Genomic DNA, 12,918 nt, shown 5'->3' on the forward strand with positions numbered 1-12,918 from the left:
AGATAACTAGTTAGGGTTTTAAGGTCTATAGTAGTGAAAAAGCACTCTACTTTTAATATTAGTGAAAACCCAACATAATCTCTAATAACTTAGACTTCCTTTATTGCTTGTCTGAGATTTTTAGTGTATCAATTATAAAGAATATTCTTTCATAATAATTATATTTTATAAAAAAAAACCTGTCATTGACAGGTTTTTTTAAAATTATCTTAGCATTAAATTTATTGAACTACAATAGTTACTGTAGCTGTATTTCTTCCAAAATTATATTCACTAGCTGATGCAGTGCTATTATAAATATAACCAGAACCTGAATAAATTTTATCGCTTAATCTGGTTCCTAATAATGTTACTACATAGGTTCCAGGACTAGTAAATTTATAGGAATACGTCAAATTATATCTATTTATAGCTACACCAGTAGAAAATCCACCCGGTGGAGTTAATAATACACTTAAATTTGTAAAATAAGTAACTACTAGGTTTTGGCAATCATTAAAAGTTTTGAGTGTTGGCATTAACTCTCTAATTTTAATTGCTGCTGTATCTTTATAATACGATTTGTTCACTAAACTCCCTAAGCCAGCAATTATAGTATTGGGATTAAGTGGTGTATTGGGATTTAAAACATTATAAGCTGCAATTTCAGCAGTCAAAATAGGAATCCAAATATCTAACTTGACTTGAGTTAGCACATAATCTTCTTGATCAACTTTTTTTCCTCCAGTAATTACTAAATAACTTTTTGTAAAATCGTGTCCAGTGTCTCCGGTATAAACCACATATGTTTCGGCATTACCAGACATTTTAAATGTTACAGTTTCATTAATAGCTACTGTTGTTTTATCAGCTTCTATACTTACCCAGGTATCTATTTCATCTTTCTCACATGAAGCGAATAAAAACAAAATTGTTAAAAGCTTTAAAGTACTTATTGAATATTTGTTTTTCATATCAATTTATTTAAATTAATTATATCCAGGATTATTTGGACCTATGGATGAATTTGCCATTCTCTCACTAGTTGGTATTGGAAGTAACATGTGAAAATCTTGAAGCGAACCTGTAATTAAATTCCATTCATCAATTGCTCCATTCCAATATTTAGTCCATTTATTAAGTGTTATTACAGGTACTTCAATTGGACGCGTTTCTGATATTTTAGCCGTATATTTTGCATTTAGCCCATGCAAAGTTAACTTTAGAGTTCCCCAACGAACCAAATCAAACCATCTTTTACCTTCTTGACTTAATTCTCTACTTCGTTCTAAGAAAATATAATTTCTAAAAGCAGCTGTAGTTGAAACTAAAGGATTTGAAAGAGTTAAATTAACTAAACCAGTGGAACTTTGGAGGTTCAATTCACGTGGCAATATATCTCTGTGAATACCTCCTATATTAGTATTTCTAGCTCTACTTCTAAGCATATTTAAAACATTTATAGCCTCTTGTGTTGGTCCATTTATTTCGTTTGATGCCTCAGCATAAATTAATAATACTTCTGCATATCTAAATATTGGCCAGTTCACATCGTAATCATTTGTTTGAAGTGCGAAAGCAGGACTACGAACAGGATATCTCCTAAACTTAGCTGCCGATACCGGAGGATTATTGCTTATAGCACTAACTATAGAGTACCCTCCAGTAGCAGCATTTATTAGAATTCTAGCATTAGTCCATTTCATGCGAATACTATCAGCAACTTCATAGTAAAATTGATGATAAGGATTAGCCCGTATAGCTCCTTGCGAACCACCTGAGGATAAATTATCTACGCCAGAAGCAGTTGAAGGGATCCCCATATTTATACCAATTGTATTACCAACCCCTAATCCAGGTGATTTAAATTGTACATCGAAAACAATTTCATCATTATTTTTATTTTGTACTATAAACGCATCTGGAAAATAAGGACACAATCTATATCTATTTGCATCTATTACTTCTTTAGAATATTGTTTTGCAAAAGTAAAATCTGCTATTCCATTACCGGTATTATTCCTTCTGGCCATACTACCTCTTGTAAGATAGACGCTTGCTAATAAAGTTTTAGCTGCATCTTGCGTAGCATGTCCTGCTAAAAAAGCTGTTTTTGTTTTTAAATGTACCACGCCATATTCAAGATCTTCAATTATATTTTCATATATAGTAGCAACAGGAGTTCTAGGAATATTTAGATTAGTAAATGAAGTTGTTTCTAACTCTTTATAAGGCACATCACCAAAGTAACGTATTAAATTAAAGTACAATAACGCCCTGATGAATTTTGCTTCGGCTACTAGATTATTTCTTTTAACAACATCCATATTAATACTTGGAATTCTCGATATCGACATATTAGCACGATTTATTCCCTTATAATGATCTCTCCAAATAGGTAAAATTACTTCAACATTGTCTGCAGTGAAATTGTATAAGTTTAGCCCTGAAAGCGGCACTTTTGATCCAGCATTATGCTCATCTGTAGAAAAAAGAGTTTGGCTTTTTCCATAAACACCTTCTAACTGCAATGAACTATATACACCTACAATTGCAGCAATGGCATCGGCTTCTGTTTTAAATGAATTTTCAGCTGATAGTTGAGAAACTGGAACTTCATCTAATATGTCGCTACATCCTACAAAACCTGAAGCCAATAGAACAAGATATAAATATTTGATTTTATTTTTCATTTTTTTTATTTTTTTTAAATTAAAAATTAAGTGAAAGGCCCAATGTTATGGTAGTGCTTCTTGGATAACTACCAAGATCTACACCTCCAGCAACTCTACCAGCTGTACCTCCAATTGCATTTACTTCTGGATCAAACCAAGAATATCTTGTAATCATAAATGGATTATTTACCCTGGCAAAAAGTCTAAATTTATTCAGATTTAAATTATCTACGATTGATTTAGGCATTGCATATCCTAATGTTATAAAGTCACATTTTAAAAAAGAGCCATCTTCCACATAAGCACTTCTAAATAATGAGGAATAAGCACCATTACCATTTTCACCATGAAAAGTACCGGTAGGATTATAGGCAGCGTTATATGAATAATCAGACATAGATTTTAATGTGTTCCATTCATTAATATTTCCCTTATCTAAATTTCCAATATTCCCATTTATTACGTCGTTACCATAAGAAAAGCGTAAAAAGAAACTAAAATCAAAATTTTTATAGGTAAACTCATTATTCAATCCTCCAATAAAATCTGGATTTGTATTCGCTATTGGCACTTTGTCATAACTATTAATTATTCCATCTCCATTGACATCATGAATTTTGACTTGTCCATTATTGTTTATATCTGGAATTCCAACACCAAATTGTAAGGGGCTATTTGCAGCTTCAGTTTGATTGTTAATAATTTGATCTTCAATGTATCCATAATATATACCCGTTGTCTGTCCTACACGAATTAATATTTCATTCATAAATTTACTTGGAAAAATATTAGCATTAAAATAAAATTCATCCTTATCTCCCAAATCTAGCACCTTATTTCTATTTAATGAAAAAGTAAAATCAGTTCTCCATTTAAAATTGTTATTATCAATATTGATTGAATTAACAGTTAATTCAAACCCTTTATTACTAAAAGACCCAATATTTTTTAAAGCAGTTTCATATCCAGAGGACAAAGGCAATTGAACGTCTAACAATAAATCGGTTGTTTTTTTAGAATAAACTTCAGCAGTAATAGTTAAACGATTTTTAAAAAAACCTAAATCAATACCTAAATTGGATTGCGCAGTAGTTTCCCACTTCAAATCTGGATTAGCTATATGTAGCGGGACTACTCCGGTGTAAAACACATCATTAAAAACATAATTTCCAGACTCTAATAAATATAACGAGCTGTATGCTGGTATCTGGTTATTACCAGTTACTCCATAAGATGCTCTTAGCTTGAAATTATCAAAAACATTCATTTTTTTGATAAATGACTCCTCCGATACTGTCCATCCTAAAGCAACAGAAGGAAAATAACCCCATTTATTCTCTTTCCCAAATTTTGATGAACCGTCGGCTCTAATGGAAGTAGTTAATAGGTATTTATTATTATAACCATAAGACACTCTACCTAAATAAGATAATAAGTTTTCTTTGGCTATATTATTTGCAGGAAAAGTTGGCAAAACCGCACTTGACAAATCGTTAAAACCATTTGTTTGATTGCTAAAACCTGTTGCTCCACCAGTGAATATGCTTTTAAGATTATCTGAAAATTCTCCAACAGCTGTGGCATTAATATTGTGTTTATCAATTACTTTATTATAATTTAATCTAGTTTCAAATACTTGATTTAAGGTTTCAATTTTTTCAAATTCGGCTATTCCATTTTGCTTGAATCCTTTTAATACAGTAGAGGGTAAAAATATTTGGTTATTAACATACCCGCGATTAAAACCATAACTAGTATAAAAAGTCAAATTACTAAATAATTTTGTTTCATAAAATAGATTCCCTATAATTCTTGTACTTTGAGTTTCATTTTTCACATCTTTTAAATAAGTAATAACATTTTCATTGTCTCCAGTATTAGTTTCTTGATCTATATCAATAGCTCCGAGTTGAAAATCAATAGGCTGAAAAGGATTTGTGGAAAAAACCTTTTTAAAAACGCCATCAGCATCTTTATCAAGACTTCTTCCAATATTTTTAGAAAACGCCAATTTAATATTTGTTCCAATTCTAGTGTTTTTACCAATAGATTGAACTAAATTCGAATTTAAATTATATCTTTTAAAATTAGTATAAATAACTACACCTTCTTGATCTAAAAAATTACCTGAAATTTGATAATTTAATCCTTCTTTAGTTCCCCCACCAATACTAAGATCCATCCTCTGAGTTGAAGCTATTTGTGTGGCTTCTTTAGCCCAATCTACTCCGCGTGCGTTAGTATCTTTTAAATTTTGCCAATAGGTGCTTAAATTATCAGTGGAACCATTTAAATAATTTATATTATCTTGAATTATTTGTGTATCGAGGAACTCTAAATCAGTAAGTACCCTAGGAAATTTTGATACAAAAGAGATACCCGAACTTAATGTTGTAGTAATTACAGGCTTTCCTACCTTTCCTAATTTTGTTGTGATTATAATTACTCCATTAGACCCTCTTGCACCATAAATAGCTGTAGCAGACGCATCTTTTAAAACTTCGATTGACTTGATCTGACCTGGATCTAAATCCGATAATGGATTAGATGATACATTATCATCTGGAATAATTGGAAAACCATCAATAACATATAACGGCTGATTACCACTAGTAAGTGAACTCCCACCTCGGATAATTGCCCTTACACCTGATCCTAAACCATTATCATTTTGTGTTATTTGAAGACCAGCAACTCGTCCTGAAAAAGCTGTTTGAAGATCTATTGGATCTCCTTTTTCTATACTCGTTGCTCTTACAGATGAAATAGCTCCAGTTAAATCCTTTTTCTTGACAGTACCATACCCGATTACTATAACTTCATTCAAAACTTCATTTAACTCTCCAAGAACTATTTTTATAGAATTTCCCTTTATTTTGACTTCTTTTTTTTCAAAGCCTAAAATTGAAACAATTAATACGTCACCTAATTTTGCCTTAATTTTAAAAACGCCATCAAAATCAGTAAAAACCTCGTTTTTAGTTCCTTTAATAGCTACATTAGCACCGATCAAGGGTAACCCTTTAGAATCATTAACAACTCCTTCAATCGTAGTTTGAGCAAACGAGGTAAAGAAAGATGTTAAAAATATAATTGTTAATAATTTAAATTTCATTTTTTGGTTTATTAATAAGTTGTTTTTATGATAATTTCGAATAATTAAAAATTTAAATACAATAAGAAAATAAATCTTCACAAAAGTTAAATTAAAATTTTATTTTTTATTAAATAATTTATTCGCAAACTCAAAAATAAACTTTAAAGACGAATTATGCTAGTATAAAAAGTCTCTATTATAGTGTGAATTTGTCTCAATTTATTCTGTCCTTGATTTATTTGAATTTTACAAATACTACATATTATCAAAATACAATTGTGTCCATAGGTAATTAGCTATTGAGTAATTGACTATACTCCAAAAAAAAAACTTCCAGTTTTCCGGAAGTTTATATGTGTTTGGAAAATTTGAACTTTATTCTTTAGTTTCTTTTTTCCCTTCAGCTTTAGCTTTCTCCATATTGGCTTTTTGAATTTCTAACTGTGCAGGTGTTAATACTTCTTTAACTTTTTTATTGAGTTCTTTGATTTTTAGTTTATTTGCATCAGCATGATCTGGATTTTCCTTGCTGTCTTTTCTCAATACCGACTGTTCTTCAAGAATTGGTTTTAAAAGTGCTTGTTGATCTGTTGTTAAAGATAATTCTGTTGTCATTTTTTGCAACATTTTATCTGAACCACCTTTTTTATCTGCTTCTTGAGAAAAGCCATTTAAACCTGCAGCTAATAAAGCTCCTAAAATTAATTTTTTCATATTTATATTTGTTTTAAAGTTAAATTTTTAGACTTTCAATAAATAAAAAGGTTTAATCCTTTCATAAATTAAAAAAAGCTATTGAATTGTTTTTATTATAACTGCTATTATTCTTTAATTATTTTTTTGGTTAATACCCTTTGTTTCTCTTTAAGAAATACAACAAAATATATCCCTTTCTCTAAATTTAGTAAGCTAAATGAATTGTTTTCAGGTTTGTTGACGTTTAAAACTACTCGCCCTTTTGAATTATAAACAATAATTTCATCTGGTGTAATATTTTTATTCCAATAAAGAAGAGACGATGTCGGGTTTGGATAAAGTAATGTTTCAGAATCATCAGAATTATAATCTGTTGAATTTAATGCATTTGCTCGGGTAATATCTATCTCAATGCCATGAAAAATATCATCAATACTATCTGTGTTTACCAACATAAAATCAGAACCAAAAACTCCATTTTGGGAAATAATTGGATTTTGTATGGTTATGTTAGTTGTTTTCCATTGATTATCTCCAATACTTGTTATATTTAAGGCAGTCTGTAAGCCAGATGAATTATAATATTTTAGTGCCCAAGTAGAATTTTGATTTTTGTCGAGCCACGTAATTTTAAATGTTAAACTGGCTGGAGTTGAAAGGCTAAATACATCGGAATGGAATTTAAAATACATGGTGTTTTTGCCACTACTATTTTGAAAAGATCTTGCAAAACGGTCGTATTTAGATGAACTTGAATTAATAACGCCTCTTACTCTGAAAAGACCAATTGAAGTTAAATCTGGATTTATTTGAGTAATCCATCTCTCGTAATTCCCCTCTTCAATATTCCATCCAGCATCGTTATACCCTGTTTGCAGATCACGTTGCCAAACCTGACCTTTAGTGGCTGCAAATACATGATCCATTTGTGCACCTCTGGCTGCATAAGCATTACATATTGCAATATAACGAGCCTGGTTTGATTGGTTGGCTTGACCATAAATATTTTCGGGAAATTTAACGGTGTTTTGAGAATTTAAACCTTCATGGAAAATGGAATAGGCTGCAGCAGCAGTACTAGGATATACTTGTTTTGAATATTTATTAAACATCTTAAAAACGTCATGTAACTCAGGTTTTGTTTGTGCTTCTTGCAAAGCGCTTTGAGTAACGAGCCAAACGGAAAGACCAGTATTAAGCCCGCTTAATGCACCCCAATAAAATCCTAACGGGACATTAATTTGGTACAAAGGTTTAGTCCAAGTTTGATCCATTTCTGCTGCAGAAAATAAATGTAATCCTTGTGGATTAACCAGATATGGTGTCCAAGTAGTTTTGAAATCTAATTCGTCTGAAAGATGATGCCCCCTTGCATAAGCTCCACCCTTTGTTCCAAATCCATAGGTAATGTTATTAGTTACCCATTGCCATTCTGAGGGTTCGTCAACAGGATCAATATTGTTAAAAAGAAGCCCAATCCGGGTGCTGGTATTCCCAGTATTAAATGCTAATCTAAATTTTTCAAATACTTCTAAACGGAATGCACGCCATTGATTATCGGAAATAGTATAAGAGGAATTAAGAGGTGTTCCCTTATAAGCAACTTCATCACCTGTGCATCCCGTTTTTACCTGAACATAGGCAATTTTACTAAATAAATTTGAAGGAAGTGTTCGTAAGAAATTTCCAAAATTGACTATCATATTGAAATAATACGTTTTATAATCGATATCTAAATAATAAGGATATTGTGTCCAATTTGGATGTTGTGTGTCATTAGTAATCACACTAGGTACACCATTAGTATATATCCAAGCTGGGGCATCAGGGCCAACTCCTACGCTTATGTTAACCATCTGATTGTTGTTGTAGGCTGTTTGCAATATAGTTTGAATTTCAGACCAATTGTATTGAATGGAGTTATTTGCTTGCACATCTTCCCAGTTGACATCGGCACTTATTCCTTTCAAATAGTTGTAATCAGTATTAACTGAAATGTCATAGGCATTTGATCTGTCCCAAACGCCATAGGAATTAACTGGTAAAATGGTCGTTTGAGCATGTAAAGAAAGCGTACAGATTATAAACGTAATTAAAATTATTAAATAGTTTTTAACTTGTTTTTTCATTTAGATATAATTTTTAGCCAACTTATTAAGAAAGATGTAGACGCATAGACTTATTTATTATCTTATAACGATTTCATGTTCTCGCATAGTTCATCAAATGATTTTTCTCCTTCGTATTTTATGATTTGAGAATGACGACCTTCTAAAAGCAAAGGACTTGTTTTTCCAAAAGCTTTCAATTCATATTCTTTAGGTTTATCACCCCAATTGAAAACCCCAAGATAAATATCCTTATCCTTTCGGGCAATTATCAACTCGAACCCATCCTGTTTATTAGTTCCATGTTCCCAAAAATCCAACGGCACGGTTTCTTCCATTGCTGGAAATTCAAAAACTTCTTTCACTAATGCTTTACGTTCAGGACGAAGTGTCATCAAATTATCACTTTGCAATCGGGCAGTGCCATATAGTTTATTAAAATCGGCCCACATTTGAGCTTCATTCATTGTCATACTGTGTCCGTGTTTTGTGTCTTCTTGAGACACTGTTGCGTCTTCGTCTATGGCTTCGCGAAAAACAAGGTAATCAGCATCGCCATTGAAAACTTTACCACTCAGATAAAAGTTACTTAAATTACCTAAACAACGCTCAGGAAAAGCTTGGAAGATAGGATTGATGTCGCCACCAGTTCGCATACCGTCCACAAACCCAATAGTTGGTCCAAAAACAGCAGAACAGCCTAAGAAATAGATATCATCTCCCATGGCTTCCCGCATGGTTTTCATTCCCAAACGAAAACGTTCTACCCCTGTGATTGTTGGGTCGTAGGCTTTGAAACTTTTAACATGTTTGTTCCTAAGTTTGGTGTCATTCTCGAGGCCGTAACGCATAAAATCCACCTTGAAATAACGAATTCCCCAATTATCCTTCATGTTTTTTATGCAATCTGCGATATGTGCTCTTGCTCCTGGATGGGAGTAATCGAAGTAAATATAACGCATGACTTTGTCTGCTTTTTTATTCTCTTCGACCACCAACTTTCCATCTTGATCATGAAGGAAGTACTCAGGATGTGCTTTATATATTTCAGATGCTTCATCACCTCTAAATCCATCAAAATGTATTCCAGGAGTTTTTCCTTCGGCCTTAATTCGGCTAACAATATCCTTGATTCCGCCAGGTAAAAGACCCGAGTTTATAGATTTATAATCTCCTCGTTCGGTCCACCATCCACCATCAATTTGAATCATATTTGCCTCTGGAGCCAATTTATTCAATTGGTCCATATTACCATAAATATCTTTTGGAGTGAATACTCTGCCATAATAATCCCAAGTTGCCCAACCTTTAAAATCGGCGGGCTTGAGTTTGGTAATTTTATTTTCAGCAGCAATCGCTGTTCCAAATTGATCAAGTAATTCAAGCCAGTTGGTAGCGCGTCTAAGTACGATTTGTTCGTATTGTATTGTCTGGCCTGGTTTTAATTGCTTACCTTCTCCATCAGACCATACTTCGAAAGCTCCTTGTTTTAATGTGAAATTCGGCATAAATATTCTCCAAGAAGTTGCACCTGCAAATAAATATTGACCGTCAGATAATCGTAACATTTCATACATATTACTCGAACTACGATTAGTTTGACTGCCTATCTTCTGGTTAAGTAAAGGTGTGCGACCCATACAACTTGCTCCAAAAACTACATCCAAGTTGTCGGATAACTGCGCTTCAATCGGAATGCTTACAGTAATTTTTTGTATTGTAATTGGTTTATCGCTGTTATTAGATAGCGATATAGTTAACCGTTGAAAACCATTCTCGATTTCTTTTAAGTTTATAGTAGATGATACTGTTCCGTTAGCATTAACATCAACCTTAATGTCTTTCCATGGCTGAGTGGTTCCGGCAAAAGATATTAAACCGTTTAAAAATACTATCGAAAGTATTGTAACTGTTTTTTTAATTTTCTTTGTCATTTTATTTTATGAATATGTATTTTAGTTTTAGCTTTTACCAAATCTGATTGAAAGCCCATTTTGTTTCATTTTATAAATCAAATCTTTAACCTCTTTGATTTACTCTACAAATTTACTGGAGACCATTATTTAATATAGATGCAAATAGTCTCATTTTTAGTATAGATTTGTTTCATTTATAGATTGAGGCCATTAAATAAATCGAAAAACATTTTTTTTTGTTAATGACAATACAAATCATGAAATAGTTATTGAAAAAATAACATTAAAATTGATTTTTATGAACTAAAAAATGACTGTTCAAAATAAAATTGATACAGCCTCTTTTTTAATTTTTCGGGTTGCTCTTTATAATTTCAATCATATGAAAAACGTCGTCCTCATTATCCTCATTAACCAAGGAGAAATCGCTTTTTTTGGGACCTTTATTGGCAAACACCCCATCGGCGATGGTGATACTTTTGCTTACCCAATTGCCACTGTTGGCTTTGGTGATGGTAACTGCGGTTTTGTCCGTATTGGATGAGGAATCATAACGAACAGAGAATTTCCCAATACCGTTATCCAGATAGATTATTTTCAAAGTGATTGGCTCCTTATCTTTCATTGATAGAAAATTGTCATCCAGATCAAAATACATTCTTTTCCGCCCACTTGAATTTTCAAAAGCTCGCGCATAACGACCATAGGGCTGATTCTCGGGGCCAACCCGCCATAATCCGACACTGGTTTCATTCGCATTGATCTGTGTAATAAATCGGCTATAGTTTCTGGCAATGAGCTCGAATCCTACATCGTTCATCGCCTTGGCTTCATAGAGATAATTGGATCCCGATAGGGAAGTAGCAGCATGCAAATCACCGACTTTTGCTCCGTATTTATTGAATTCCGCTTCAATTTTATTTACCCGTTCTGCGTTGCTCTGTTCAGCCTTCCCATATTTTCCCTCAGGAAAGCGAACAGAATCGGCACTATCGAGCACATCACGAAGGGCGATAAAGGCATACGGGCTGGTCTGCGGTTGTTTGTAATAAGAATACCGACTAGCGAAGGCAAAACCTTCATCATATTGTCCTGTTTTTACAATATTATAATCAACCTCCCATAAATCAAGTCCTCTATCGACGGTCGAAATAGCGGTCCAATAATAATTCCAAACCGGATTTTCCTGAAATATTCCAGCTTGCCCAAATTTAGAAAACTCGCCGCGCACAAACTCCGGTTTCTTGCCGTTCAGACCGAAAAAAGTTGGGCGAAGTTCATTATCTTGGATTATTTCTCCGTTAGTCTGATAACCAATTGCAATCGTAAATTGCTGTTTTCGGAGCTCAATCGGATAGTTTTTGCGAAGCCAATTCGCGTAAAGTAGTTCACCTGCTTTTGCAGCCTTAGTACCCTTCAAAACTTCAGGATTACTTTCATTATCCACATTGAACAGGAATCGGATATGTTTTAGTTCTGGCTTATCGAAGGCTTTGTAGAAACGTTTCGTAGCTCCGCTGCAAAACTCTAAATATTGCTGAGCACTAATTTTATATTTATGGTCAATGGGTGTACCTTTATAAAGTTGTCTATCACCTGTAGATCCAAATGCGGGCTGTATAAATGCAAAGACGTTTCTATCCTTCTCAGGTAGTGAGGCAATGTGATCCGCTAGCTTGCCGATAAAACGATGGAAGTAATTGATGTAGTTTTGATTTAGGTAATAGGGAAAAAAATCTTTTCCCTTGCCACCTTTTACAGTCACTTTGGGAACCCCTTGTTCATAAATCCATTCTGGTGAGTGAGGGCCAGTCCATAAAACAAAATAGTAATAATACTTACCCTTTACGGAATTACGTATTTGAGCATCCATTTTCGACCAGTCATAAACCTCGGGACTTGTCTCTATGTCAGCCCACTTAACTCTATCGGCAGCCCCTTTAATAAAAGGAAACCGCTCTGTGTCAATTTTTTCATTCTTGCAATTGGTAAAGAATCCCGCCCACTGTGGGCGCTCGAAATCTTTTATATCATTTTCCTTTTTTTGTGAAAATGTCAGTTGAGATAGTCCTATAAACAATAAGAAAGTAGCTAATATTTTAATTCTTGCGCGTTTCATAGTGCTATTTATTTTTTTTCTCTTTTTTTCTCTTTTTTTCTCTTTTCCCTTTTATTCTCTTTATCTTCTCTTTTTCCTTTCTTTTCTTTATCACCCTCAACGGCGTTTTCGCCTTTGCTATATTTGGTTCCTTTAGCGCTACCCTTGAAAGCTCGATTCTCCTCTTGAGGTCTTAATAAAGGAAGTTCTTGTTCTCCGCGGTGCACTTCTACAAGGCTAAATATATCATCTTTATCATCAGCATTCAATAGTACAAAGTCAGCCCCTTTTGTTCCTCCATTTTTGAAAACGGCATCTTTTATAGTTATCACTTCATGATGCCATTTTT

8 protein-coding genes are annotated in these 12,918 nt (G+C 33.1%); all 8 read right to left on the bottom strand.

The genetic code is table 11. The features are described from left to right. Positions 1 to 221: 221 nt before the first annotated feature. Positions 222 to 953 (bottom strand): DUF5017 domain-containing protein, encoded by a 732-nt coding sequence (locus tag ACIQ16_RS06640; RefSeq protein WP_396149855.1) that lies wholly within the window; start codon positions 951 to 953, stop codon positions 222 to 224. Positions 954 to 968: 15 nt separating this feature from the next. Further along, positions 969 to 2,672 carry a RagB/SusD family nutrient uptake outer membrane protein gene (locus ACIQ16_RS06645; RefSeq protein WP_396149857.1) on the bottom strand — a complete coding sequence of 568 codons (1,704 nt, stop codon included), beginning with the start codon at positions 2,670 to 2,672 and terminating at the stop codon, positions 969 to 971. A gap of 19 nt (positions 2,673 to 2,691) precedes the next feature. After that, complete coding sequence (locus ACIQ16_RS06650; RefSeq protein WP_396149859.1) at positions 2,692 to 5,769, bottom strand: SusC/RagA family TonB-linked outer membrane protein; 3,078 nt, start codon at positions 5,767 to 5,769, stop codon at positions 2,692 to 2,694. Between the two features lie 357 nt (positions 5,770 to 6,126). Next, the gene (locus ACIQ16_RS06655; RefSeq protein WP_396149861.1) at positions 6,127 to 6,465 is read right to left on the bottom strand and encodes a hypothetical protein; all 339 of its coding nucleotides are present in this window, start codon (positions 6,463 to 6,465) and stop codon (positions 6,127 to 6,129) included. Positions 6,466 to 6,572: 107 nt separating this feature from the next. After that, positions 6,573 to 8,576, bottom strand: a complete 2,004-nt coding sequence (locus ACIQ16_RS06660; protein WP_396149863.1) for a T9SS type A sorting domain-containing protein — start codon at positions 8,574 to 8,576, stop codon at positions 6,573 to 6,575. Between the two features lie 62 nt (positions 8,577 to 8,638). Continuing rightward, positions 8,639 to 10,489 carry a glycoside hydrolase family 36 protein gene (locus ACIQ16_RS06665; RefSeq protein WP_396149865.1) on the bottom strand — a complete coding sequence of 617 codons (1,851 nt, stop codon included), beginning with the start codon at positions 10,487 to 10,489 and terminating at the stop codon, positions 8,639 to 8,641. 328 nt (positions 10,490 to 10,817) lie between these two features. Further along, entirely contained in the window at positions 10,818 to 12,590 is a 1,773-nt protein-coding gene (locus tag ACIQ16_RS06670; RefSeq protein WP_396149867.1) for a hypothetical protein, read from the bottom strand. Between the two features lie 8 nt (positions 12,591 to 12,598). Further along, on the bottom strand, positions 12,599 to 12,918 hold a 320-nt coding region (locus ACIQ16_RS06675), incomplete at its 5' end, for a hypothetical protein (protein WP_396149869.1).

It is taken from the genome of Flavobacterium sp. (assembly GCF_044360715.1).
Classification (GTDB): domain Bacteria; phylum Bacteroidota; class Bacteroidia; order Flavobacteriales; family Flavobacteriaceae; genus Flavobacterium.

Coding starts and splice junctions, on each gene's coding strand:
- ACIQ16_RS06640 (WP_396149855.1), bottom strand. CDS start 953: ATGAAAAACAAATATTCAATAAGTACTTTAAAGCTTTTAACAATTTTG.
- ACIQ16_RS06645 (WP_396149857.1), bottom strand. CDS start 2,672: ATGAAAAATAAAATCAAATATTTATATCTTGTTCTATTGGCTTCAGGT.
- ACIQ16_RS06650 (WP_396149859.1), bottom strand. CDS start 5,769: ATGAAATTTAAATTATTAACAATTATATTTTTAACATCTTTCTTTACC.
- ACIQ16_RS06655 (WP_396149861.1), bottom strand. CDS start 6,465: ATGAAAAAATTAATTTTAGGAGCTTTATTAGCTGCAGGTTTAAATGGC.
- ACIQ16_RS06660 (WP_396149863.1), bottom strand. CDS start 8,576: ATGAAAAAACAAGTTAAAAACTATTTAATAATTTTAATTACGTTTATA.
- ACIQ16_RS06665 (WP_396149865.1), bottom strand. CDS start 10,489: ATGACAAAGAAAATTAAAAAAACAGTTACAATACTTTCGATAGTATTT.
- ACIQ16_RS06670 (WP_396149867.1), bottom strand. CDS start 12,590: ATGAAACGCGCAAGAATTAAAATATTAGCTACTTTCTTATTGTTTATA.